General features: G+C 59.5%; 19 protein-coding genes. All 19 read right to left on the bottom strand.

Annotation, left to right across the window (positions count from 1 at the left end):
- Positions 1–2909: DUF11 domain-containing protein (locus L6R21_27025; GenBank protein ID MCK6562860.1), on the bottom strand; the 2909-nt coding region annotated here is incomplete at its 3' end.
- Between the two features lie 406 nt (positions 2910–3315).
- Positions 3316–3711 carry a response regulator gene (locus tag L6R21_27020; GenBank protein MCK6562859.1) on the bottom strand — a complete coding sequence of 132 codons (396 nt, stop codon included), beginning with the start codon at positions 3709–3711 and terminating at the stop codon, positions 3316–3318.
- Positions 3712–4714: 1003 nt separating this feature from the next.
- On the bottom strand, positions 4715–6226 hold the full coding sequence (locus L6R21_27015) for a sigma-54 dependent transcriptional regulator (GenBank protein ID MCK6562858.1): 1512 nt from the start codon (positions 6224–6226) through the stop codon (positions 4715–4717).
- Positions 6219–8273, bottom strand: coding sequence for a PAS domain S-box protein (locus tag L6R21_27010; GenBank protein ID MCK6562857.1), 2055 nt, complete (start codon positions 8271–8273; stop codon positions 6219–6221). The genes L6R21_27015 and L6R21_27010 overlap by 8 nt, the downstream gene beginning before the upstream one ends.
- Before the next feature lie 1330 nt (positions 8274–9603).
- Positions 9604–10239, bottom strand: a complete 636-nt coding sequence (locus L6R21_27005; protein ID MCK6562856.1) for a hypothetical protein — start codon at positions 10237–10239, stop codon at positions 9604–9606.
- A gap of 230 nt (positions 10240–10469) precedes the next feature.
- Positions 10470–11519: a hydrogenase expression/formation protein HypE gene (gene hypE, locus L6R21_27000; protein MCK6562855.1), complete on the bottom strand. Its 1050-nt coding sequence runs from the start codon at positions 11517–11519 to the stop codon at positions 10470–10472.
- Positions 11520–11581: 62 nt separating this feature from the next.
- Positions 11582–12676, bottom strand: coding sequence for a hydrogenase formation protein HypD (gene hypD, locus L6R21_26995; GenBank protein MCK6562854.1), 1095 nt, complete (start codon positions 12674–12676; stop codon positions 11582–11584).
- Between the two features lie 283 nt (positions 12677–12959).
- A complete protein-coding gene (locus L6R21_26990) occupies positions 12960–13244 on the bottom strand; it encodes a HypC/HybG/HupF family hydrogenase formation chaperone (protein MCK6562853.1) in 285 nt (94 codons plus the stop codon).
- A gap of 15 nt (positions 13245–13259) precedes the next feature.
- The gene (gene hypF / locus L6R21_26985; GenBank protein MCK6562852.1) at positions 13260–15536 is read right to left on the bottom strand and encodes a carbamoyltransferase HypF; all 2277 of its coding nucleotides are present in this window, start codon (positions 15534–15536) and stop codon (positions 13260–13262) included.
- A gap of 1 nt (position 15537) precedes the next feature.
- Positions 15538–16227, bottom strand: a complete 690-nt coding sequence (gene hypB, locus L6R21_26980) for a hydrogenase nickel incorporation protein HypB (GenBank protein MCK6562851.1) — start codon at positions 16225–16227, stop codon at positions 15538–15540.
- Positions 16228–16312: 85 nt separating this feature from the next.
- Complete coding sequence (gene hypA / locus L6R21_26975; GenBank protein MCK6562850.1) at positions 16313–16657, bottom strand: hydrogenase maturation nickel metallochaperone HypA; 345 nt, start codon at positions 16655–16657, stop codon at positions 16313–16315.
- 43 nt (positions 16658–16700) lie between these two features.
- Positions 16701–17981: a 4Fe-4S dicluster domain-containing protein gene (locus L6R21_26970; GenBank protein MCK6562849.1), complete on the bottom strand. Its 1281-nt coding sequence runs from the start codon at positions 17979–17981 to the stop codon at positions 16701–16703.
- A gap of 898 nt (positions 17982–18879) precedes the next feature.
- Entirely contained in the window at positions 18880–19281 is a 402-nt protein-coding gene (locus tag L6R21_26965; GenBank protein ID MCK6562848.1) for a hypothetical protein, read from the bottom strand.
- A 77-nt stretch (positions 19282–19358) separates the two neighbouring features.
- A complete protein-coding gene (locus tag L6R21_26960) occupies positions 19359–20009 on the bottom strand; it encodes a porin family protein (protein MCK6562847.1) in 651 nt (216 codons plus the stop codon).
- A 17-nt stretch (positions 20010–20026) separates the two neighbouring features.
- Positions 20027–20545: a HyaD/HybD family hydrogenase maturation endopeptidase gene (locus L6R21_26955; protein ID MCK6562846.1), complete on the bottom strand. Its 519-nt coding sequence runs from the start codon at positions 20543–20545 to the stop codon at positions 20027–20029.
- 257 nt (positions 20546–20802) lie between these two features.
- Positions 20803–21495: a Ni/Fe-hydrogenase, b-type cytochrome subunit gene (cybH, locus tag L6R21_26950; protein MCK6562845.1), complete on the bottom strand. Its 693-nt coding sequence runs from the start codon at positions 21493–21495 to the stop codon at positions 20803–20805.
- A 10-nt stretch (positions 21496–21505) separates the two neighbouring features.
- Positions 21506–23221 carry a nickel-dependent hydrogenase large subunit gene (locus tag L6R21_26945; GenBank protein MCK6562844.1) on the bottom strand — a complete coding sequence of 572 codons (1716 nt, stop codon included), beginning with the start codon at positions 23219–23221 and terminating at the stop codon, positions 21506–21508.
- Positions 23221–24339, bottom strand: coding sequence for a hydrogenase small subunit (locus tag L6R21_26940; protein MCK6562843.1), 1119 nt, complete (start codon positions 24337–24339; stop codon positions 23221–23223). The genes L6R21_26945 and L6R21_26940 overlap by 1 nt, the downstream gene beginning before the upstream one ends.
- A gap of 833 nt (positions 24340–25172) precedes the next feature.
- The gene (locus L6R21_26935; GenBank protein MCK6562842.1) at positions 25173–26690 is read right to left on the bottom strand and encodes a NapC/NirT family cytochrome c; all 1518 of its coding nucleotides are present in this window, start codon (positions 26688–26690) and stop codon (positions 25173–25175) included.
- Positions 26691–26702: the final 12 nt, after the last annotated feature.

Here is a 26702-nt window from a genome sequence, read left to right as displayed (position 1 = left end):
ACATCGCCAACACTCACGTTGGTCGCGGTGCTCGGGCCGTTGTTGGTCACGGCAATCGTGAAGGTCACCGTCGAGCCGACATTGGCTGTCGGGTTATTCACCGTCTTCACCAAACTCAGGTCTGATACAGCCGAAGGCGATACTGTGGCATCGTCCTCGTCATCTTCGTAAGGCGCACCGTTCTCGTTGTTCGGGGCCGAATCCGGATCCGGTTGATCCGAAGCTGTCACCTGCGCCACGTTGGTGTAATTGCCGGTGGCATTCACCACTGCTTGATAGGTGAGATTGGTGGTGACACCGTTCGCCAGACTGGCAATGGTCCACGTCAAGGTCGGCGCACCGGCCGCGCTACGGCTCGTGCCGCCGGCGATGCTGCCCGTGACATACGTGAAGCCGCTCGGGATCACGTCGCCAACACTCACGTTGGTCGCAGTGCTCGGGCCGTTGTTGGTCACGGCAATCGTGAACGTCACCGTCGAGCCGACATTGGCCGTCGCGTTGTTCACCGTCTTCACCAGGCTCAGGTCTGATACGGCCGAAGGCGATACCGTCGCATCGTCCTCGTCATCTTCGTAGGGCGCACCGTTCTCGTTGTTCGGTGCAGAATCCGGATCCGGTTGATCCGAAGCTGTCACCTGCGCCACGTTCTTGTAGTTGCCCGTGGCATTCACCACTGCCTGGAAGGTGAGATTGGTGGTGACACCGTTCGCCAGACTGGCAATCGTCCACGTCAAGGTCGGCGCTGATGCGTCGCTGCGACTGGTGCCGCCCGCGATGCTGCCCGTGACATACGTGAAACCGCTCGGGATCACATCGCCAACACTCACGTTGGTCGCGGTGCTCGGGCCGTTGTTGGTCACGGCAATCGTGAAGGTCACCGTCGAACCGACATTGGCCGTCGGATTATTCACCGTCTTCAACAGGCTCAAATCCGCCACTGCGGTCGGGACAACGGTCGCGTCGTCCTCGTCATCTTCGTAAGGCGTGCCATTCTCGTTGTTGGGCGTGGAATCCGGGTCGTTCTGATCCGAGGCGGTCACCTGGGCCACGTTGGTGTAGTTCCCGGTGGCATTCACCACGGCCTGGAACGTCAAGTTCGTGCTCGCGCCGTTCGCGAGACTGGCAATCGTCCACGTCAACGTCGGCGCACCGGCCGCGCTGCGGCTCGTGCCGCCCGCGATGCTGCCCGTGACATACGTGAAGCCGCTCGGGATCACATCGCCAACACTCACGTTGGTCGCGGTGCTCGGGCCGTTGTTGGTCACGGCAATCGTGAAGGTCACCGTCGAGCCGACATTGGCTGTCGGGTTATTCACCGTCTTCACCAAACTCAGGTCCGCCACTGCGGTCGGGACAACCGTCGCGTCGTCCTCGTCATCCTCGTAGGGCGCACCGTTCTCGTTGTTCGGCGTGGAATCCGGGTCGTACTGATCCGAAGCTGTTACCTGCGCCACGTTGGTGTAACTGCCGGTGGCATTCACCACAGCCTGGAACGTCAAGTTCGTGCTCGCGCCGTTCGCGAGACTGGCAATCGTCCACGTCAAAGTCGGCGCCGTGGCATCACTGCGGCTGGTGCCGCCTGCGATACTGCCCGTGACATACGTGAAACCACTCGGGATCACATCGCCAACACTCACGTTGGTCGCGGTGCTCGGGCCGTTGTTGGTCACGGCGATGGTAAACGTCACCGTCGAGCCAACATTGGCCGTCGGATTATCCACCGACTTCAACAGGCTCAAATCCGCCACTGGCGTAGGAGTAACGGTGGCATCGTCTTCATCATCTTCATAAGGCGCACCGTTCTCGTTGTTGGGCGTGGAATCCGGGTCTTCTTGATCCGAAGCCGTCACTTGTGCCACATTGAGGTAATTGCCCGTGGCATTGACTACTGCTTGAAAAGTAAGATTGGTCGTGGCGCCGTTCGCCAGGCTGGCAATCGTCCAGGTCAAGTTGGGCGCGGCCGCAGTGCGGCTGGTGCCGCCCGCGATGCTGCCCGCGACATAAGTATATCCGCTGGGAATCACATCAGCGACCGACACGTTGGTCGCCGCATCCGGCCCGCTATTGGTGACGGCAATCGTGAAGGTCACCGTGGAGCCAGCCAGGGGCGTTGGATTGCTCACCGACTTCACCAGGCTCAAATCAGCCAGTGGAGTCGGAGCAACCGCTGCAGCCTGCATCGAACGATCCTGATTTCCTCCCGATCCATCAAACTCCAGCAATCGCATGTGGAAGGGCGAGCCGCTGATTCCGCCGGCAGAATTGCCATCGCCCCACACCAAACGGCTGGCCAAGTGGCCGCCCCACGCGATCACCACCGTTGAGCTGGTGGCCGTGAAATCGATGGAAATGCTGCTGGCCGACTGCGCCGCAGTCAGACTGCCTTGATTCACATAGGAAAGGCTGGAAATCGAACCATTCCAAATCGTCATATTGCGCTCGCCGGCCGGCAGCGCATTGAAGTCCGCGGTCGGCTGCCCGGCCACGGGCGAACCCGCTGAGCTGGGTGCCGGGATGGCGAAAGTGCTCGGGCCGCCGAAGGGCCCGGTCAATCCGTTCAACGGATTGACCACTTCTTGCGCGTGCGGTGGGGAGAAATTATGTGGCTGCAGCCGGTCATAATGCGTAATGTAGTCGATGGCATGCGCGCCGCCGTTCTTGATGTCCCACTCGATAATCACATTGTGCGCACCGAGGGAAATATTCTCCAGCACCAAACGGTAGGGTGCCGACATCCCTTCCACATAGTGGGAATTGGAACTCCCCAAATTCCCGGTTTGAAAAACCACCGGGCTGGTGGGAGAACTCGCGGTGCCATTGCGGGCCTGCTCCAGAGTAGCTTTGGGCGCTTGCGCAAAGCCGGTAGTGCCCCAGAGCAAGACCACAAGGGCGAGCATAAATCGTCTCATAAGGCTCTGTTCCTCACAATTTGACATAGATTCATCGCCTGCCTCCTGCGAACCGAACGCTCCGTTTCCTGAAGCGGAGCAGGTAACTTTGGAGATATTTGTCCCCCTCCTCCCGAGTCGAAGTTCAAACACTGAGAGGAATTAGACTGAAATCAATCGCCGGGCCAAGCCCGCAGAGGTGAATGCCAAGCCCGGGAGGGTTTTCCATCTCAATACCTGTGCCACCCCGTGCAAGGATTCGCCCCCAGTCATCATCTGCCGATTCAATTGAATTTAGGCAGGGCGCAAATGCTGCTTTGATGCGCTATTGCTCTGTGGATGGTGATTTCACCCACCGCCCTGCCATTTGTGCGTGAAATGACCCGCCGCTCAGGCATCCAGCTTTCACAAAACATATTCTCGTGACTCAAAAAAACAGCGACACGCTCTCGTCCCGCTCATGGCTCGCGGCCGCAACCTTGCGCTGGCGAACGGTATCACAGATTTGCCTGAGGCTGGCAACTTCGATTGGCTTCAACATGCGGAAAATGATTCCCCGGTCAAGAATCTCCCGAATCTCATCCAGCTCCTCCCGTTCCTGCAGCAAGATGGTGGGAATGCGCGGGTGGTGAACCCTTTCCACCGCGAACGCCTCCACCGTGCTCAGCGGCGGCAAGCCGACGTCGAACACAATCAAATCCACTTGCCGGCGGCCCAATTCTTCAAAAAACGCCCTCACGCTCGGCGCCACGACGATGCGGCTCTGCCGGTCTGCCAGCACTTGGGCCACGCACTTCTGAATCGCTTCATCATGCGAGGCCACCAACACGGTCCACGTTGCGCCTCGTTCTGATGAGAGGTGTGGTTTCGGGTATACGGGCTGCATAAACGTCCATGCTCTGCCCCAAAGTGAAGCCTTCCGGTCAGGTCTTGCTGTGTGCATATCCTCTCCTGCTTTGGGTGCGGCCCACGATGCAATTGTTTCATGTATGCAAAACGGCAGCCATGCACGCGTGGCAACATTGCGGCTAGGGACAATTCACCCGCCGTGCCCGCAATTCTCTTAATTTCCAACTCTTATCACTCTACGAGTCCCGCTGCGAGGAATGGAAGACGGGAAGCGATCTGGCAACCTGGCCCGCGAGCGGTGACAGGCGTGTCAACGACGATTTGAACAAGTGACTGAAAACCAATGAATTTGCTGAGCAAGTGTCATTGACATGGCTGTCAGGCCCGCGACAGCACTGTCACTGCCCTGCGGGTGTGCTGGCTCTGGAAGGGAAGGAAGAAGTGGATCTGGAGGGGATAACAGCAACTGGAGGGCAGTGAGGGCGGCGCAGAGAGAAAACAGCAGAACCGGCTTCCGTCTGAAGTTGCAGCATTCTCAAAAAAGAGGTTCCTGCAACGGTTTGGCCGTTGCATTGAAAGTCTCAGAGCTTATCCGCAGCACGAGGCTTTAGCAACCTCGGCGCAGCCTAATCACTAAAGAGCAAACTCGTTGCAAAAAAAGCAAAGATTTGGTCGGTGACTGCTTTCTCGACCCGTATTGATGCGGGTTCTGTATCAATTCTGAAAATCTCCGACCTTTTCCATTTTGGGCGGGAGAATTCACGCAGAGCCGCAAAGGTTCGCAAAGATCTCCCAATCATTCGTTGTGCGCAATCATGAAGGACAAAACTCGGATCTTTTCTTTGCGCGACTTTGCGGCTTTGCAGTCGCTTTTGCCTTCTTTGGTTCCGGCTCGTTCGGGCTGGTGGGAACCTTTTCGGACGGACACCAACTGCGCAGCGGGCGGGATTGACGGCGCTCCGGCTCAAGCAACAGCTTCAGAAAGGCTTGCCATAGCGGCGCAGCATGCGATAGATGGTGCGCTCGCTCAGGCCGGAGAGTTTGGCGGCCGTCTCCACCACGCCTTCGCTCTGTTTCATCAATTCGGTGAAGTAGTCCCGCTCGAATTCACTCAGCTTCCGTTTCCGGGCCGCGGCATAGGGCACGCTCACGGTTCCCGGGTCGGTCGCATGCTTTACGCGCAGGACGAAGGAGGCGAGATCCGTCTCGTCGATTTCAGGTCCGGTGGAGAGAGACACCAGCCGCTCGACCACATTCTTCAACTGCCGCACATTGCCGGGCCAGCGCTGGCTTTTCAACAGCGCCAGGGCATCGGGCGTGAGGCACTTGGGGGGAGAATGCCGGCGTTGGTTCGCTTCGTGGAGAAAATGTTCCACCAGCAGCGGTATATCGTCGCGACGCCGGCGCAGCGGCGGCAGGTAAATGGGAATGACGTTGAGCCGGTAGTAGAGGTCGCGGCGCAGACGGCCATCAGCCATGGCTTTGCGCGGGCTGCGATTCATGGCGGCAATGACGCGCACGTCGAGGTCGATAAGGTCTTTGCCGCCCAACCGGCGGAATTTCCGTTCCTGCAAGACGCGCAGCAATTTTGCCTGCAAGCCGGGGTCCATCTCGGAAATCTCATCGAAAAAGAACGTGCCGCCTTGCGCGAATTCGAGCAAACCCAGTTTGCGGCCGGTGGCGCCGGTGAACGCGCCTTTTTCGTAGCCGAACAATTCGCTTTCCAACAAGTTGGCGGGCAACGCCGCGCAATCCACCGGCACAAAGCCGCACTCCCGCCGCGGGCTGAGGTGATGAATGGCGCGCGCGATCAGCTCTTTGCCGGTGCCGGTTTCGCCATAGATGAGCACGCCTTGATCGCCGGGCGCGGCTTTCTGCACCCGCTCGAAAACATGAAGCATCACTGCGCTGCCTCCCACGATGCCTTCGATGAGGTCCGCAGCTCCGGCCGGTGGGAGAGCCTTCGTCGCCACGGGCCGTGACGCAAGCGCAGGCGTATCCAGTCCCGCAGACAGCGGTACGGTCTGTGCGGCCGCCGCAGGCAGCAGTGGCCAGGAGTCGCCGGGCACGGTCGGGCTGGTTGCCGGCTCTCTGCCGGAGGAATGCGCGGACCCCGCACGAGGCGAGTTGAGCAACTCCTGCGTCAAGTGCAGGAGCGTGTCCATGTCGATTGGCTTGGCCAGGAAGCCGGCCACGGACAGCCGCGTTGCCGGGAGGGCGGCATCCAACCCGGGATAGCCGGTAACAACAACGACCGGTGTCTCACTTTTGGCTTCCTGCAATCTCTTGAACAAGGCCAGGTCTTCATTGCCGGGCATGCGAATGTCGGCGATGATCAAATCATACTCCTTCTGCTGCAGCAGCGCTGCCGCCGCATAGGCATCCACGGCGCCGTCGCAAGCATAGCCCTCTTCGCGCAACACCTCGACGGTTGCTTCGCGGAAGAGATCTTCATCATCCGCAATCAGGATGCGGCCGCTGTCATTCATGGGAATTCTCCGTTGCGCCCCGGACCGGCACCGGCAGTTCGACCGTAAACACGGCGCCCTGGCCCGGCGTGCTGTTGAAAGTGATGCTGCCCTGCAGCGAATCGACCAGGCTCTTGCAGATCGACAGGCCCAGTCCCATGCCGCTGCTGCTCGAGTCGCCCTTGGTGGTGAAGAACGGTTCGAACACTTGCTCCGCCACGGTGGCGGTAATGCCACTGCCGCGGTCGCTCACGGTGATCACGAGCCGGCCGGCGTGCAGTTTGGCCCGCACCTGCACCGTTTCCCCGGGCGGGGAGGCTTCCACGGCGTTTTGCAGAAGATTGTACATGATCTGGCGGATGTGGTTTTCCGGCAGCCGGAGGGTGCCGGCTTCGCATTGAGTTTCCAGCGCAATGTCCACGCGCCGCTGCTTGCTGAGCAAGCGCATCAGGGCCACCACTTCTTGCAGCGTGTGATTGCAATCGAATTCGGTTCTCGCCTCCTGGCCGGGACGGTAGAGCGCGAGCATCTGGCGAACGATGTCGGCGATGCGGTCGATTTCCTTGTCGGCTTTGGCGACGTAGTGAAAGTGGCGATGCTCCGGCGGCACGGCGCCGCCCACCAGACGCAGCGCCGTCTTGATGGCGGCGAGCGGATTATTGATCTCATGCGCAATGCGCGCCGCCATCCGGCCGGTGGCCAGGAACTTCTCGCTCTCACGCATGACGGTCTCGGCCTGCTTGTGCGCGGTTATGTCTTCGCACACGATCAACACCACCGGCTGACCGTCGGCATGCTGCACTGCGCGGCCAAGTTCCTTGACCCACAGCAGGGTTCCGCTCTTGCGAATTTTGCGCATTTCCCACTGGAAAACCTGGCCCGGCTGCGCCAGACAGGTCTGCAACTGCGCCTCGACCGCGGCCCGATCTTCCGGTCGGAAGACCAGGAAAACCGGCTGGCCGAGCAATTCCTCCACCGTGTAGCCCAGTTGTTCCGCGCCAAAGTGATTCACCGAGAGCACGCTGCCGGCGGCGTCCACGGTGAAGTACATGGAAGGATTGTCTTCGAACAGCGCGCGATAGCGTTCTTCACTCTGGCGCAAGCGTTCTTCCGCCTCTTTGAAGGGAGTAATGTCCTCGGCAATGCCGGCGATGCGAAAAATCCTGCCCTGGGGCTGGTGAATCGGAAAGCAGCGGTCGCGGATCCAGTGGATCGTCCCATCAGGCCGCACAATGCGGTAGATCTCGTCGTAGACGGCGCCCCCGGGCTGGGAGGCGATGAGCGCTTGCAAGCGGCGCTGGTCTTCGGGGAGCAGGGCGGCCAGCCACTGCTGCGGCGAATCGAGCAGGCTCGCCACCGTGCGTCCCCAGATCTTCTCAAAAGCCGGACTGAGGTAGATCATCTCGGCATGATCGAGACTGGTGAGATAGAACACCGCCTCGATATTCTCCGCCATTTGCCGAAACCGGTGCTCGCTTTCACTCAGTTCCGCGGCGGTCTGGCGGTGCAAATCGATCTCGGCTTGCAAGGCCGCGTTCACCCGGCTCAATTCGGCCGTGCGCTCCAAGACACGCTGTTCCAGGTCTTCGTGCGCCGTGCGCAGCGCCTGTTCCGCGCGGCGGCGCTCACTGACGTCCCGAAACAGCAACCGCAGCCGCACCGGAACTTTGCTCTCGCTCAAGACAAAGGAAGCCTGGACTTCCGCGTGAAACGGAGCGCCATCCCTCTTTCTCATTTCGAAATCAAGCAGGTCTTGCCGGCCGGTGCGCGTGTAGCCGCGATGAGGGTCCCAGCCCTGGGTTCGATAAGCGGCGATCAACGCCGCGGCGCGTTCGAATTCGCCCGGTGCAAAAACATCTTCCGGTCTGATTTCCGCCAAAGGCTCCGCTTCGTCATAGCCGAACAGGATGTAGGCCATGCGGTTGGCATAAGTGAGTTTTTGCGTGGAGAGATCGATTTCCACCAGGGCATCGGGCAGGAAATGGATGAACTCCTCCAATTTCTCCGGGAGGAGGCGCAAGGCGGCGGGCACGGCGAGATTGTGGTCCTGCGCATCAGGAATTGTCATGGCGACCATATCCCCATTTACGGCGGCGCTGCAGTGAGAATGAGTTTTGCCTGAATTAACCGGCTCTGGCAAAACTACCTACGCCCGGCCGAATTGGCGTAGCCAAAGGCAGATGCTGGCTTTGACGAACTTTGCACCTCCTGTGTTTGCCAAGAAAATGTCGCATCTGCTCCGGAATCCCAAAGAGCGCAAATTTCGTGCTCAATCTTTGACACACCGGCCCTGCTGCAGTTTTGCTTTGATACCTCAGTCCTGCTCTCTGGCGGGGCACTGTGACAACCTCGAGTTTATTGACTTTGACCGCGGCCCGCAAGGGCCGGAGACTAAAAGAATTGGGGGAGCAGAGAACTACCCGTCCGGCCGCAAGGTCTGGTGCAGGCCAGGCATGCACGCTAGTCACCTTCAAGTGAACTGTGCCGCCGTAACCTCCGGGAGCAGTCTTCATGCGGGCAGCTCAACGACTGTGCCGGCGGGCGAAATCGTGCAGGATCCCCCAGCAGGTTGGGGCAATTGACCCAACGCCACGAATTCGTGACTCGTTATGTGCTTCGCGCATGGGAATCGTGTCTGGCGGCGCGATTCGGGGACCCCGGACCTTGCTTATCAAGGCAGACTGCGGGCTGATTCATTCACATAAAAAAGGCTGGGATGAGGATTCATCCCAGCCACCATCAACAGGAGGGCGCTCATGCAGGAATTGACTTGCCTCTAGATTCGGCCGATAAGCCAATCGTGCTAGGTCCGCACGATGCGATTCAAGAGGACGACAACCTCGCCTGCACAAGCTGACAGAAGTAATCCTCGCTGGCCGACTCCCAGCGATGGAAGGTGACCCAACGCAAGCCAGCGCACAAGCTCATTTCCATCATTCATTGCGTCTGGCTTGGTCTGCGGGTTCCACTTCTCTGCGACTGGGTCTGTTTCGCATCAGGACCATCTACTTCACTCACACCAGCGCAGTCGTCACCTGCGCCTGCAAGGCCAGTGCCACATCTCCAAAAGCTGCCGGCATTGTAAACATGAGACTTCTGCCGCCGTGACAACGCCGTTGACGCGGCAGCATTTTCATGATTGCGAATTTTGCCGCGGAAATTCGCAATTCTGCAAATCATGGCTGCACAAAGGCCGCCCCCCAAAAAAACGGGCTCGCCAAAACGGCCGAGCCCGACTCCTCCTTCCCCATAAAACCAAAGCAAAAAAACTAATCCGGCGCACTCGGGACGACTGACCAGCACTCCGGCGGAAAAGAGGACGTGAAGCGTCGCAAGCAGCACGCCCGCAGCCAGGCCTGCCTCCGAATTGCTGGCTGGCGCAAAGTGCCGGCCGGCGTTCAGACTCCGAAAAACATCACCATGCCGCCGGTGAACGCAATGACCACGCCCGCAATGGCATGGCCGTAGTGCTCGAGATGCTTGATCCGCGCCAGGCCAAGGCCGTAATAGGCGAGCAGCGTCTGTCCGATCATCATCACCAGCGTGATCAAGCCGAACACGGCAGTGACCGTGATCACCGCGCCCCAGCCCAGCGCCGCGCCCGCAAACATGAGCGGAATCAGCGGCTCGCACGGGCCCAGGACAAAGATGGCGAACAGCGTCCAGAGCGTGAGCGATTTCTTGGGATCGACCTCATGATGATGGTGATGCCGGGCGTGCTTGAAGCCCCAGATCGCATAAGCCAGACCAAAACCGATGAGCAGCAGGCCCGCCACCTCCCCGCGCTGCGACTCGATGCCTTCAAGATGAACCAAACTGAAGCCCAAGAGCAGGCCAACCACGCCGATGAGGATCGAGGACCCCACGTGTCCCAGCCCGGCGAGAAAAGTGATCCAAATCAATTTCGCCGTGGACCATTTTTGCGCGCGGCCGATGCTCACAAACGGCACCCAATGATCCGGCGCCAGCGCATGCACAATCGCAATCGTCACGGTCGACGTCAACAAAACCCACAGCGACAAGGGGGCAGACATGCTGAACTCCTGTGTTTGAAATGGATCATCCCAAACCGCGACTTGCCGGCAGCCTGACCGCGCCGGCGGACCTGAGCCTGAGAATCAATTCTCGGGCTAAAGGCTGATGTCGCCTAAAGGCGACTGACCACCCATCAGACGAGGCGCCGGCCTGAGCCGGCTTGAGCGTATAGACTGCGATTTCAATCGCAGGCGAGGAGGGCAACAATTGCCCGGCAAAATTCAGGTACTCAACAAATCCTCGGCAATTGCTCGCCCACCAGCAGATCGACGATGCGCCACGCCCCCAGCCGCGTTTGCATCGTCACCAGGCCGGGACTGCCGGCCATCACCTCGCCGATGAGCGCCGCCTCCCGGCCGAGCGGGTGGGCCTGCAGCGCGTGCAGCACGGCTTCGGCCTTGGCCGCCGCGACCACTGCCACCAGCTTGCCTTCATTGGCAATATACAACGGATCCAACCCCAAAATCTCACACGCGCCCGCCACCGCGGGTTTGACGGGAATGCGATCTTCGCGAACCCGAATGCCGACGCGCGCGGTGGCGGCAAACTCGTTCAATGTCGCGGCCAATCCGCCGCGCGTGGGGTCACGCAGGGCATGCACTGCCTGGCCGCCGGCCTGCAACACCGCGGCCACCAACTCATGCAAGGGCGCAGTATCACTCGTAATCGGCGTTTCAAATGCCAGTCCCTCGCGCCGCGAGAGAATGGCAATGCCGTGATCACCCAGGCTGCCGCTCAACAGCACCGCATCACCGGGCTGGATTTGACCGGCAGATATTTGCCAGGGATGCTCGAGCACGCCGAGGCCGGTGGTGTTGATGAAGATCTTGTCGCCCTTGCCTTTGTTGACGACTTTGGTGTCCCCGGTCACGATCAGCACGCCGGCGCGGCGGGCCGCGGCCGCCATGGACTCCACCACCTGGCGCAGATCTGCCAGGGGAAAGCCCTCTTCCAAAATCACACTGGCCGCGAGAAACAGCGGCCGGCCGCCGCTCATGCACACGTCATTCACGGTGCCGTAAACCGCCAGCTCGCCGATATTTCCGCCGGGGAAGAAAATCGGATCCACGACAAAGGAATCCGTGCTGATCGCCAGCCGCACGCCGTTGATCTCGACCACGGCTTGATCATCGAGCTTGTTCAAGTAGGGATTGTCGAATGCCCACAAGAACAGCTTGCCGATCAGATCATTCATCATCTTGCCGCCGCTGCCGTGGCCGAGCTGAATCGTGTCGTGCTGCGTGATCGGCAACGGGCACTGCAGACTGAACTCACTCATCCCAGTTGGTCCTCGTCATGTGCCTCTTACTCTTACTCTTACTCCTACTCCTACTCCTACTCCTACTCCACCCTCCGCCTCTGATACGCAAAATACGCCGCACACGCACCCTCCGAAGACACCATCGTAGCGCCCAGCGGCGTTTGCGGCGTGCACTGCTTGCCGAAGGCGGCGCATTCGTTGGGCTTTTTCAAGCCCTGCAGCACCAGGCCGCTGATGCAAATGGCCGGCTCTTCGACGTGCAGCTCGCCGAGAGCGAAGATCGTTTCGGCGTCGTAGTCGCGAAACTCCGGCCGCAGCCGCAAGCCGCTGGCGGGAATCTCACCGATGCCGCGCCACTTGCGCGGGGCGATTTCGAAGACTTTGCGAATCAACTCCTGCGCCGGCCGGTTGCCCTCGCGGCGCACCACGCGCGCGTATTGGTTTTCCACGCGCGCCTCCCCGCGTTCCAATTGCCGTACCGTCAGCAGCACGCCTTCGAGAATATCCACCGGCTCGAAACCGGTGACGACGATGGGCACGCGATACTGCGCCGCGATCGGTTCGTATTCTTCCCACCCCATCACCGTGCAGACGTGCCCGGCGGCGAGATAACCCTGCACGCGATTATGCGGCGAGGCCAGCAGGGCGCGCATCGCCGGCGGCACCAGCACATGCGAAACCAGAATCGAAAAATTCCGCAGGCCTTCACGGTGCGCCTGCCAGACGGCCATGGCATTGTTGGGCGCCGTGGTCTCGAATCCCACCGCGAAAAAGACCACTTGCTTGTGGGGATTCTCGCGCGCGATCTTGACGGCATCGAGCGGCGAATAGACCACGCGCACGTCGCCGCCCGCGGATTTCACCATGAACAAATCCTGGCGCGAACCGGGCACGCGCAGCATGTCGCCGAAGGAAGTAAAAATCACCTCGGGCCGGCTGGCAATGGCCAGGGCCTTGTCGATCTGCTCCAGCGGGGTCACGCACACCGGGCAGCCCGGCCCGTGCACCAGCTCGATTTCTTTGGGCAGAATTTGATCGATGCCGTTCTTGATGATGGAGTGCGTCTGACCGCCGCACACTTCCATGATCACCCACGGCCGCGTGGTGAGGCCGCGAATCTCCTGCACCAAATGCCGCGCGATTTCAGGGTTGCGATATTCGTCGAGATATTTCATGCCGCGCCTCTTGCCTTTGAAAGCCTGGTGCGCTGTTACTTTGATTTGTGTAAGTGATTCCGAGTGTCATTCAGAAGGAATCCTGTGAGGTAATTGGCGCCGTGCTCAAATCTTCACAGGATCCTTGCAGGATGACATTGGTGGTGGCTGTACATTTCAGGGTAACAGACCACTGGCACCAAAAAAGGGGAACTCGCAACAGCGAAAACACAGCCCCGGTGCAGAGACCCGGGATGCGCGATCAAAGTATCCGACTATTCTGCACGAATGTCATGCACCGCGCTCAGCCGGGCGGCGATTTTTCGAACGGCATGCCGAAGATGTCGGTGCCCTCTTGCGCCGCGGCCTGCACCAGCTCGTCCCACACCGCGTAGGTTTTGCGCGCTTCTTCTTCATCCAGCACGCTGATGGCAAAGCCGGCGTGCACCAGCGCGTATTGTCCGAGCCGCACCTCCGGCACATATTCCAGGCAGGCGGTGTTGACCGTGCCGGCATAATCGAGGCGGCCCATTTTCAAGCCGTTCTGCTCGTAGATTTCGATGACTTTTCCAGGAATGGCCAAACACATGATTCGTTCTCCTGTTCAACTTTGATGGGCAACCGCGCCGGCAATCACAATCTGGCCGAGCGCCAGGCCGCCGTCATTCGTGGGCACTTGCTGATGGGTCAAAACTTCGAAACCCTCCGCTTGCAGTCGTTCCAGCATACGGTGAAAGAAAAACGCGTTTTGATACACGCCGCCGCTCAGTCCCACGCGGTTGATGGCGGTGGCCGCGCGCGCCGCGCCGGCGGCCGTGATGAAGATTTCGATCAGCGTGTGATGAAAGCGTGCTGCGATTTTTTCACGCGCCACGCCGTTTTGCAAATCCTCCACCACCGCGTGGATCAGCGGCGTGATGGGAATCGCACCGGCGCCGGCGGAGCGGACCGCTTCGGGATAAAACTCCGGCTCCGCTTCGTCGGCCAGCATTTCCAATGCCATCGCCGCTTGCGCTTCATAGCTCACTTCCTGGTGCAGCCCGAGCAGCGCGGCCACGCCGTCGAACAAGCGGCCGCAACTGGAGGTGAGCGGCGCGTTGATTTTCTTGTCGATCATCTGCAGCACCACTTCCACGGCTGCACTGCGGAGCTGCTGCAAAAAGGGCAACGACAACGGCCCGAGATTGCTGCCGAAAGTCGCCGCCAGATAGCTCAACGCCATGCGCCAGGGCTGATGAATCGCCGCGGCGCCGCCCGGCATGGCAACCGGCTGCAAATAGGCAAAGCGTTCGAATGAAGCCGCGGTGCCGAGCAGCACTTCCCCGCCCCAGATCGTGCCGTCGCTGCCGTAACCGGTGCCGTCCAGAATCAAGCCTATCGTCGGTTCCGCCACGCCGTTGTCGGCCATCACGGCCGCGAGATGCGCATGATGATGCTGCACCCCCACGCGCGGCAAGCCCTCCTGCTGCAACGCCCATTTGGTGGAAAGGTATTCCGGATGCAAATCATACGCGATCAGCTCCGGAACGATTTCGAGTATGTCCTGGAGATGCGCAATGCTGTTTTCGAAAAATGAAAACGCGGCGGGATTGTCCAAATCGCCGATGTGCTGGCTGAGAAAAACGGCATTGCCGCGCGAGAGCGCAATGGTGTTCTTCAATTCTCCGCCGCACGCCAGCACGCGCCGCGGCGTGGGGCGTGGAATGAACACCGGCTCGGGCACATAGCCGCGCGACCGGCGGATGAGCCGCGGCCGGCCGGCTGCCAGGCGCACGATGGAATCGTCGCAGCGCTGTAGAATCTCGCGATCGTGCAGCAGAAAGAAATCCGCCAGCGCCGCCAAACGCGCGAGCGCTTCTTGATTGCCGATGGCGATCGGCTCTTCGCTGAAATTGCCGCTGGTCATCACCAGCGCGTCAAAATGATCCTGCAGCAGCAGCTCGTGCAGCGGCGTGTAAGGCAGCATGAAGCCGAAGTATTTTTGATTGGGCGCCACGGCGGCCGCAAGTTGATCGGGAGCGCGGCGCGGCAGCAAGACAATCGGCCGGGCCGGCTGCTGCAGCAGCGCCTGTTCCGCCGGCGAGACGTGACAGAAGTTTTCGATGGCAGCGAGATTGCGCGCCATCATCGCAAACGGCTTTTCCGCGCGGCCCTTGCGTTGGCGCAGCGTGCGCACCGCGGCCTGGTTGCGGGCATCCACCGCGAGATGAAAGCCGCCCAATCCCCGGACGGCAACGATGGCGCCCTGCTGCAATTGGGCAATGGCTTGCTCGACGGCCTCAGCTTCAGCGAGCTGCGTGCCGTTGCGATCGCACAGCCACAAGCGCGGCCCGCACACCGGACAAGCATTGGGCTGGGCATGAAACCGGCGGTCGGCAGGATCATGGTATTCTGCCGCACAGGCCGCGCACAGCGGAAACACACTCATCGAAGTGTTGCGCCGGTCGTAGGGAATGCGGCGAACGATGGTGTAACGCGGACCGCAGTTCGTGCAATTGATGAAGGGATAGTGAAAACGCCGGTTGGCAGGATCGAACAATTCCGCGCGGCAGTCGGCGCACAGACAGAGGTCCGGTGAGATGAAAGCCTGCGCCGGCCGGTCGCGCTCGCTGGCCACGATGGCGAATTCCGATTCTCCGGCAGGCGGAATTTCCTCCAGCGTGAGCTGCACCAGGTGCGCGCGTGGCGGCGCTTCGGTCGCGAGGCGATGGCGAAATGCCTGCAACCCCGCGGCGTTGCCTTCCACCTCAATGAGCACGCCTTCGGTGTTGTTGCGGACAAATCCGGCCAAGCCGCACTGCTGCGCCAGGCGGTAGACGAAGGGGCGGAAGCCGACACCCTGCACGATGCCGGAAATGTGAATGCGTTCGCGGCGCAGCAAACTATGCTCCCGTGGTCAGCGGCAGGTCGCGCGCCGGCGCGTGCACCAGCCCGCGCAGCCAATCGAACCAGGCGGGCAAGCCGGCGCCGGTGCGGCAGGAGACTTCAAAGACCTTGAGATCGGCATTGATGCGGCGGGCATTTTCTTTGACGCGGGCGAGGTCGAAATCGGAAGTGCCGAGCAGGTCGATTTTGTTGATCACCATCACTTTGGCGCGGCGGAACATGCCGGGATACTTCAGCGGCTTGTCGTCGCCTTCGGTGGTGCTGAGCACCACCACTTTCATGTCTTCGCCGAGATCATAGCTGGACGGACACACGAGATTGCCGACATTCTCGATGAACAGCAAATCGAGTTGCGCGAGATCGAACTCCGGCAGCACGCGCGTGATCATTTTGGCATCGAGATGGCACAAGCCGCCGGTGACGATGGGCTGCACCAGTTTGCCGCCGGCGCGTTTCAGGCGGTCGGCATCGTTCTCGGTTTGCACGTCACCGGCAATCAAACCCAGGCGCAGCTCGTGATTCAATGCCGCCAGCGTTTTCTCCAGCAGGCTGGTCTTGCCGGAGCCGGGCGAGCTGACGAAGTTGAGCGCCACCACGCCGCGCTGCATCAACTGGCTGCGGATTTCAGCGGCAAGCTTGTCGTTTTCAGAAAGGACTTTTCTCTCAACAGCGATTTTTTCAGTCATGATCTTGTCCATTGAATTGAAACCGGTTCGTAGTCGTCCCTGCCGGGCCAAAGCGTTCATGATGCAAGAATGCCTGAAGGCGCAACTACGAACTCACTTCCAAATACGCAATCTCCAACTCCTCCCCTTTGGTGATTTCGATTTGCCCCGAGCGGCAATGGGGACAGGCGAAGATAAACTCCACAACTGAAAAATCCAAGCCGCAGTTACGGCATTTGCCCTGCAGCGGCACCTGCTCGATTGCAAGGCGGGTGCCGGCCAGCGGCGTGCCGTTGATGATGGCGCTGAAGCTGAATTCCAGCGCTTCCGGCACCACGCCGCTCAGCGCGCCCACGCGCACCGCGATGGTTTCCACGGCCGGCAGTTGCCGGCGTTGCATCTCTTGCAAAACGGTTTCAACGATGGAGGTGGCAATCGAAAGTTCGTGCATGAAGGTTCCTCGACCATGAAGGTTTTGCCCTGCGCGTGCCGGATCAGTGGCGCCATTTGGCGAGCAGGGCTTCGAGATATCGTGATTTCACCTGGCGGCTGGCCATCGCTTGTTTGATGGGCGGCAGCTTCAAAATGACCCCGAGCACCGCCGCCAGCGCGCGATGGTTCCACAGCACTTGATTGTCGAAAATCAAATGCTGCAGCTTGCCGCGCTCGATGGCCATCATCACCACGCGATGCGCGCCGTTCACCGGCGTGATCACTTTTTCCGGCCGGCTTTTCAACGTCACGCTGTCTTTGGGGCAGGCGCGCACACAAAGTCCGCAGCCCAGACATAGGTCTTCCGACAAGCGGGCCACTTTCATTTTGGGATGGCGCGGATCATTGGCCGAGACCAGGGTCATGGCCTCGACCGGACAAACATTGACGCATTTGCCGCAACCGTTGCAGGTTTCCCGCTTGACTTCCGGGAGGAAGTTCGTGGTGTGCACCGGATTCAAAATCGCGAAGCGCCGCGCTGCGATCATGGCTTCGCAGCAACAGCCGCAGCAATTGCAGATGAAATTCACGTGCCGCTGTACATTTTCGCCGAACTGCACGAGATTGCTGGCATAGGCCTGCTGCAAGAGATCCAGGCCTTCTTGTTTGTCGACCTGCCGGGCAATGCCATGCTTGATGAGAGAGGCCGCGGTGTTGTTGAACGTCATGCAGATGTCCAGCGGCGCGTTGCAAGCGCGGTCGAGATGGTGCATTTTATGGCGGCAGTAGCAGACCCCGACGGCCATGTGTGACGCGGTGTTGATGACTTCGGAAGCGCGTTCGTAATCCAAAACCTGCAGAGCGTTCTCGACCGACAGCGCCGGCTCGTGCACGAACGTGCGGCCGAGCTGAGTTTCGCCCTGGGTGAAGAGTTCGCGAATGAAGTCTTCTTCGACGTTGAGGTATTGGTAAAAAAGTTCGCTCAGGACTTTTTGATCAATGTCCGCGCGCACCCGCATGAGCGAAAACTCGAAGAAACCCGCCATCGGCGGCGGCAGGGTGTACTCGCTGGTGCCGTTGTGGTCGACGTCCACCAGAATGCCGCGTCCCGCCAACGTGTCCAGCACCTTTTGCGCGCCGGCCAAATCCATTTTCCAAATGCCGCTCGCCTTTTCTGCGGTGAAGGGCTTGATGGGTAAGTTCGCCACCAATTCCGCTTCTTTCTCGCTGAACAGCATTTTGAGAATTTTGAACAGCAATTCCGACGGCGGCGCGCCTTGGGGGAAACGATTCAGGCGATCGACTAATCGGGAATAGCCGGATTTTAGCGTGTGGTGGGCCATACGCAAGTTGATTTCCCAATTCAAGTTCTCATATATTGCGACCGAACCTACGCGGAAAAAATTGTCATGGCCGAGCCTTTGACCCTTGATGACATTATCGAGGATTTGCAGGCGATTGCGCCGCAGCTTTTGCAATTCGAGAAAAAATACAAATTGCTCAGCCCATACTTCTATCACCTCTACTAAACCGGAAAGCTCGAGTGCACCGAAGACTTTCAGGAGTGGGCGGCATTCTATGAGACCAAATTGCGCCGCGAAGATTTTTTTCGGAATCACTTGGCCGAGGCACTCGCCAATCTTCCGCTAAACGAGCCCGTGGCAGTCGGGGAATTCAAATGATCGCGTCTCTTGCAAACCATCAAAAGTACGGCCCTCTACCCCACCCCCATATTCCCGAAATGGCCAGCACCCATCCCCATCACAAGCACGTTCCGCCGGATATCAAACACCACCGCCTCCCGGCCCCGCATCTTTCCTTAGCGCAACCCAATTTGCCCTTCCTGATTCAGGAAGTCATCCACGCGCTCTTGTAGCGTTTTCCAAGTGCTTGCGAAGGAATCGTAGTCTTGCCCCCTTGTGAGGCACTGTGGCAACCGCGGATTCATTGGCTTTGACAGCCGCCCACCAGTGGCGGGGACGACAAACCTGCTCACCCAATTGAAAACCGCTGTAAGCTGACCGTGCGGGAGTAACCAGATTTGAGAGTGTCGTGAGCTATATACCGAATCCTTCCTGCACAATCGATACAACTGAGTTGCCGCGTCTCGAATCGTCTGTCAAGCGCTGCCGCCGCCCCTCGCTCCACCGGCACAATTGCAGCCCCGGTTTAGCGCGATCAGTGGAAACGCCGCGGGCGAGGCCGGATCGTCGCAGGCTGCACCGGCATTTCACCCGCGCCTCAGGTTGATTTGTCCTGCGTGCGCCTCAGCTCAAAACCTCGCACGACCACATACGCCACCAAGGCAAACAGAAAGAACACCAGCAGCATCCAGGCGACACTTTGCAGCGTGCCAATCACCGTCTTGTAGATCTCCAGGACCCAGCGATCCGAAGTGAGTAGCAATGGCGCTTCGTCCTTCGCACCCGGCGTGAGGTACTTTTCCAAATCCCACACGCGGACGCCGCCGGAAATGCCCACGACGTAGATGGCGAAGAGCAGGTAACGTTTCCACGTCGCCCCCAGCTCATCGGAGACCAGGCGGGTCAGAATCTTCTTGACCGGCTGGTTGAACAAGAAGGCCGCCAGTGTGGCAGTTGCCCCGGCAATCAGGAAAGTCACCACCAACAAGGTCAGGAACATTGTCGCCTCTCGCTTGTAACAGGTAAAGCACCGTTCGCACGCGACCGGGCATCACGCACCGCGGCCGCAGACCAAAATCATCGTTTGCGCAGGTTGACGCCCAGCAGAAACTGCCAGAGCTGAAACTTGAATTTAGCCCGCCCGCTTTCATAGAAACGGGTCAAATCAGGATGGTAGCGTATTTCGAAAAGGACGGGGAATGCCAATGCCTGCCGTAGTTCCACACCGACGCCGGCAACCAGGGCAGGCGTCAAGTTCTGCGTGTCTCCAAACAAGCCGTCGCGATCGGCGATGAGCCAATGCAGTGACGGCCCGGCCACGGCGTAGGGAGTGACCGCACCGAGCTTCAGCCGGGGCTGCGCCAACACGCTGAACGCCAGGAAATCGTATTGAAACAGATCGATGGTGAAACGCTCGCCCGTGCCCTCCGGATGGTCAATGGTGGAGATTGCGATCTCCTGTTCCGCTCCTTTTTCGAGGAAACTGACTTCCGCCTGGAGGCCGAGCGCGGGCATCGCGAAAAAATCAACGAACACACCGATCTGCGGCCCCATGCGCCGATGCAAATCCTCCCACACCGGGAAGTCCAAAAACAAGGGAGCAGCGTCCCGGTCTGCCTGCAGCTTGGAGGACACCATGCCGAACTTGAGGCCCTGGCCGGTGACGAGCTGTGCCTGCGCCACGGCAAGACAAAAGAGCAATGGCGCCAATGTGGACTTTGAACGCATTGTTCCGGACTCCGTGCTCACCTCAAACCGGCCCCGCTTTGCTCCTCCCGCGCAGGCTGTGTCAACGGCATTCCGCTCTGAGAATTCATTTCCTCGATCACTTTGCCAGCCACCTCCTCCACCACCGCTGCGATCTCCGGCGAAAGCTCGGTGCCCACTTCCTGCACCGCGGCTATCGAAATCGCATACAAAATGATTTCCGGCACATGGCCGAGCAGATAGAACGCATCCAGCAAATCCTTCAACCCGATGTCGTGGGCGGTGAGCGTGCGCGGATAATCTTTGGAGAAGCGCGGGGTGAGGCGGCGAATTGTGCCAGCGGGCGCGCCGTCGATCGTGGCGTCAATCAAAATCACTCTCTGCGCGCGCTGCATCGGCTCGAGCAAGTTGAAGCTGCCGGTGCCGCCATCCAAACATGCCACCCCCTCCGGCAGTGGCATGTTTTGAAGATGGCGTACCACGTGCACACCGATGCCCTCATCGCCCATCAGCACGTTGCCGATGCCGAGGATGAGAATGTTTGAGTCCGCGGCCATGTTGGTAAAAAAGATAAAATGAAAAAAAGATAAACAGAAAAAAGCAAAAGCCTTGAACACGGATGACGCTGATGACACGGATTTACGCGGATAAAGCTTGAAAAACTGATAAAAATGAAAAACGGCCAAAAAGATTTCACCAACGGATAGATTAAGACCAGCGGATAAAAACATCCGTTGGCGTTCATCTATCCGCTGGTCTTAAAAATCCGCGGCAATCCGCCAAATCCGCGTCATCCGCGTTCAAAAAAAGACGCTCACGACTTCAGCACATCCTCCCGCTCAAACTTCCATCCGCCCACCATCGACGAGGTGGTGCCGCGGCCTTCGATGTAGTCGTGGTAGAACACGAGGTACATGTGCACGATGGTGAAGACGACGAAGAACCACAAGAACAGGTGATGCCACTGCCTCACCGCGAAGTCGCCGCCCATCAACGGCACGATCCACGCGAACAGCCGCGGAAAGAAGGAGTCGCTCATGCTGGAATACAGCGCAAACCCGGTGAGCGATTGAAACAGAAACGCGAGAAACGACAGGAAGTAGGTGAAGCCGGCGAGCGCATTGTGGCCGATGGAGATCATGCCCTTGATCTTCGCCTGCAGCACATCCACCTTCAGCACTTCGAGGATCTCCCGCCATTGCGCCTTGCGGAACGGGATGAAATTCTCCCAGCGCGCGTAGGCGTTGCCGACGAAGCCCCAGTAGATGCGCACCATGAAATTGAAAAAGAAAATGAACGCCGCCACGAAATGCACGAAGCGCACCGTGCCGAACCAATACTGCTGGTAGGCTTCGGTGGAATAGGAAATGGCCAGCGGGTTGCCGATCAGGTAGCCGGTGACGATCAACACCGCGACGCACAGGGCATTGAGCCAGTGATAGAAACGCACCGGCAGTTGCCAGACGTAGACGCGGCGGTAGGCCACCCGGGGTGATGTCGTTGCCATGGCCGCCTCCTCAATAAAATTTCACTTGGTGAACCTGCCGGCCGGCGGGATCGTAGAGATGCACGGCGCACGCGATGCACGGATCGAAGGAGTGAATCGTGCGGAGAATCTCCACCGGCTGATCGACGTTCGCCACCGGCGTGCCGAGCAAGGCCTCTTCGTAGGCAGAGCGCATGCCGTTGTGATCCTTCGGCGAAGCGTTCCAGGTGCTGGGCACCACCAGTTGGTAATTGTCGATCTTTTTGTCCTTGATGCGAATCCAGTGCGCCAGGGCGCCGCGCGGCGCCTCGGTCAGGCCCACGCCTTCGCAGGTTTCCGGCCAGGTCGCCGGGTCCCATCTCTCCTCGGTGAACGTGCGGGTCTCGCCGGCCTTGACGTTGGCGAGCAGCTCATCATAGAATTCCTGCATCCAATGGGCGATGAGCTTGGTTTCCAACCCGCGCGCCGCGGTGCGGCCGAGCGTGGAAAACAGCGCGGTCACGGGAACGTTGAGCCGGCCCAACGTGTCGTTCACGATGTCCTTCACCTCGGTCACGCCCTTGGCATAGGCGACCAGCATGCGGGCGAGCGGCCCGACTTCCATCGCGTGCTCTCTCCAGCGCGGCGTTTTCAGCCAGGAATACTTGCCCTCGACGTTGAGCTGGTCGAAAGGCGGCTTGGGGCCGGTGAAGTTGAATTCCGTCTCGCCATCCCAGGGATGCAAGCCCGCGCCGTCGCCGTTTTTGTAACTGTACCACGAATGCGAAATGTACTCCTTGATTTCCTCTTTGTCGCGGCCATTCACCTCATGCACCTCGTTCAAATTGCGGTTGAGAATGGCGCCGCGCGGGAATTTGAAGGAATCCGGCTGGCCGTAGCTGCGCGTCGGAAACTCGCCATAGGCGAGATAGTTGGTCAAACCGCCGCCGATGCCCGCCCAGTCCTTGTAGAAGCCGGCAATCGCCAGCAGGTCGGGCAGATACACCAGCTCGACGAATGCGATGGCATCGGTGATGAGTTTGGCAACTTGGTTCAAGCGCTCGGTGTTGACGGCGTTGACTTCGTCGAGATTGATCGAACACGGCACGCCGCCCACGAGATAGTTGGGATGCGGGTTCTTGCCGCCGAAGATGGTGTGCACTTTGACGATTTCCTTTTGCCACTCCAGCGCTTCGAGATAGTGCGCCACCGCCATCAGGTTGGCCTCGGCCGGCAGCTTGTATTGGGGATGGCCCCAATAGCCGTTGGCGAAAATGCCGAGCTGGCCGCTGGCCACAAACGTTTGCAGGCGTTTTTGCAGATCAGCAAAATAGCCCGGCGAGCTTTTCGGCCAGCGCGAAATGCTCTGCGCCAGTTGCGAGGTTGCCGCGGGATCGGCGGAGAGCGCACTGACCACGTCCACCCAATCCAGGGCATGCAGATGATAGAAGTGCACGACGTGATCCTGCACGTATTGCGCGCAACACATCAAGTTGCGAATGAGCTCGGCGTTCTTGGGAACGGTAATGCCGAGCGCGTCCTCCACGGTGCGCACGCTGGCGAGCGCATGCACGGTGGTGCACACGCCGCAGGCGCGTTCGGTGAAGGCCCAGGCGTCGCGTGGATCGCGGCCTTTCAGAATCTTCTCAAAGCCGCGCACCATGGTGCCGGAGCTGTAGGCCTCGGTGATGCGGCCGTTTTCCACCACCGCTTCGATGCGCAGATGCCCTTCGATGCGGGTGATCGGGTCAACGACGATGCGTGCCATTAGCGCCCACCTCCCTTCGCCTGTTGGTCAGCCACTGATTCATCCATGTGCTCGCTGATGAGCTTGCGTTTGCGAATGTTGGTCACGATGGCATGCGCCGTGACGCCCACGGCAGCGCCCACGCCCACCACGGTGCCGATGGTGTCGGCGGTACTCTCGATGCCGAAGCCGGGGAAGCTGGCGAGATGCTGATAGAACGGGCCATTATCCCAGAAGCCGTTCTCGCTGCAGCCGATGCAGCCATGCCCGGATTGGATGGGATAGCTCACGCCGTTGTTCCAGCGGGTGACGGAGCAGGCATTGTAGGTAACCGGCCCGCGGCATCCCATTTTGTAGAGGCAATAGCCTTTGCGGGCCTTCTCATCGTCCCACGCTTCCACGAACAGGCCGGCGTCATAGTACGGCCGGCGATAGCAGGTGTCATGCACGCGGCGGCCGTAGAATTCCTTGGGCCGGCCCTGGCCGTCGAGCGCAGGCATGCGGCCGAAAACCAGAATATGCGTCACCACGCCGGTCATGACATCCGCGATCGGCGGGCAGCCGGGCACATTGATCACCGGCTTGTCGATGACCTTGTGAATCGGGGTGGCGTTGGTGGGATTGGGGCTGGCGCCCTGAATGCAGCCGTTGGAAGCGCAACTGCCCCAGGCGATGACCGCAGCCGCGTCTTTGGCGCATTTCAGCAGAATGTCTTCGGCGGAGCGGCCGGCAATCATGCAGTACACGCCGTCGTCCTTCATCGGCACGGAGCCTTCGACCAGCAGAATGTACTGGCCGGCATAATTGGTGATGGTATCATGCAGACACTTCTCGGCCTGGTGGCCGGCGGCCGCTTGCAGCGTTTCAGTGTAGTCCAGCGAGAGTTTGTCGAGCACGATGTCGGCGACAATCGGGTGGGAGGAGCGGATGAAGGATTCGCTGCAGCAGGTGCACTCCTGAAAGTGGAGCCAGACGACCGGAGGCCTCGGCTTGTTTTCGAAGGCGTGAACGACTCGTGCCAGGCCGGTGGCTTCGATTCCGGCCAGGCCGGCAGCGAAACTGCAAAACCTCAGGAAATCACGGCGCGTGTATCCCTTGGCCTGCATCGTCTGCCAAATCGTGGCATTGGGATCCGGCATAAGAACCTCCCTTGGTTCAGTGAAGGTGGAAAAGAGTGTAAAGGTGCGTATCCAAACTTTGCCGGTTCAGTCCAGCCCCCTTCCCCGCGCACTGGAAGGCAAGGCCGCAACCTCAGCCCTGCCCGGGAGGCTGCCGGCCACCTGCGTTTTTCCGTGTTCGTTTCTTCTGCGGCAATGGCAATCTGCGGCCACGTCTCCGCGGCCCAACCAGCAAGCGGCAGCGTCGCACAAGCGCACTTCATTCAAATGACCATCTGGCAATTTTCACATTCAAATCATGAGCCGAAGCCCGGTCACTTGTGCGACGTCTGCCCTTTCCCAGCACGACAACGCTCACGCTGCGCGGACGGCAGCGGAGCGCGGAGAAACGCGATTCACTCTTTCACCCGAGCCAAGGGACATCCAATCTGCATGGGATGAAATCAGTCGTCAGCAAAAAGCATGCTCCACTTTCTCTCGACCAGCCGGTTGCTCTTAATCTCTATAAAACAAAGACCAAAGCCAGTTTGCTTTGATGCTGCCTTTGTGAATTTTTTTTCATTATTGAGAATTTTAACAGCTTTTTTCCATTTCTCGCGAAAACCCGGCACCAGCAAACAAAAAGGCCCTGGCTGTGCCTCAGCACAACCAGGGCCGCTTTCGGTCTTGGTTTCTGGTGTTCAGACAGACTTGCCCGGCAGCGCCGCGCTACACAGTGTCCGTCCGAGAATGTTCAACCTCGGCCGAGCCGAGGTTTCGGAAACCTCGAATGTCTCGGAACCTCCAGGGAATCTGATGCAACGGCCAAGCCGTTACAGGAACATTCTGCAAAGATCAGCGCTTTCGGACGGACCCTACATACCCGCCGCAATGCCGTGGCATTCATGGCAACTGGTCTCCTTCCAGGCGTCACCGATGTCAACCGGATGGCGAAATTCCAATCCCTCCAGATTGCTTTCCTTCACAGTCTCGCCGTCGCCCTGGGCGATAATCAGGTGGCAGGCGTTGCAATCATGCGTGATGGCCTTGCCGTCCGCGCTCTGATGCAGGCCGTCATGGCAGCGATGACAACCAGGACTGAGGTAATGGCCGATGTGATCGGGATAATTGCGCCAGCTCGCCTTCATTTTGGGAAAATTATTCTTGGCATAGATGTCCTGCACGCTCGTCACCGCTGCCTTGATTTGCTCCGCCTTTGCCGCCGCCACCTCCGGATAGTTCTGTTCAAAGAAGGCATGCAACGAGGAGTCGATCGCCGCCAGCGCCGTTTCCTTGGTGAGATACTCCGGCAGCAGGGCTTCCACGGCTGCGGCTTTGATCATCGGCAGGGTCGCGTCGATCCGGCCGAAATTCATGGCCGCGTTCACCGCGACGTTGGGCGATTTGAAAATGTGGGTGGGACGGTTGTGACAGTCGATGCAGTCCATCACCCGCAGCTTGCTTTCATCGACGGCCGCACCGTCTTGCAGGCTGGGATCGGCGGAGTACACCGTCACCTCGCCCTTGGCGTTGGTCGAACGCACCCAGGGAATCACCTCGCGGGATTCATCGGCGGGCAGGTATTCGATCTTGTTGGCGATGTTCATGTGCCAGTGAATACCGGAGGTATGCCCCAGCTCCGGGCTGCCGCCGCCGATTTTGATGAGCACGTTATAGGTCCAGCGCGTGTTGGCTTCATCCTTTATGAAATGCACGCGCTCGCTTTGCTTGGAGCCGAAAAAGGCCTGCGGCCAATGGCATTGCTCGCAGGTTTCACGCGCCGGCCGCAGGTTGGTGATCGGCGTCGGAATCGGCCGCGGGTATTTGTTGAAGGCCACGGAATAGACTTGATACAGGCCGGAGAGCTTCGATTGCACATACCAGCCCGCGCCCGGGCCCACGTGGCAGCCGGCGCAGGTGACGCGCGCATGCGGCGAACCTTGATAGGCGGTGTACTCCGGCTCCATCACGGTGTGGCAGGTGGTGCCGCAAAACCGGGTGGATTCGGTGAATTCATAGGCCTGATAGCTGCCGACGCCGGTGAGCAGCAGGAACACGCTGAGCACCGCCACCGAAAGCGCAAACATGCGGCGATGATGGGGGATATTGAGGTCGACGCGCGGCAGCGACGGCAGCGCGTGAAACTTGGCGCGGCGGTGATGCTCGCGCCACATGCCGATCGGCACCAACAGCAGGCCCAAAATCAAGACCGCGGGGAAAACCAGGTAATTGATGATGCCCAGATAGGGCGTTGACTTTTGCATGAAAAAATCAACGACGAACAGGAAAATAATGGCGACAAAGCTGAAAGCCGCGAGCGCCGCGCCCACGATGCTGATGAGGTTGTAAAACGAACTGGGGAGCTTGCGCGAGTTGTCAGTCGCGTTTTCCATACCACCTTCCTC

It is taken from the genome of bacterium (assembly GCA_023150945.1).
In the GTDB taxonomy this organism is placed as follows: Bacteria; Zhuqueibacterota; Zhuqueibacteria; order Zhuqueibacterales; family Zhuqueibacteraceae; genus Coneutiohabitans.
Note: the sequence above shows the minus strand (reverse complement) of the source record. Positions and strands in the feature narration are given on the sequence as shown.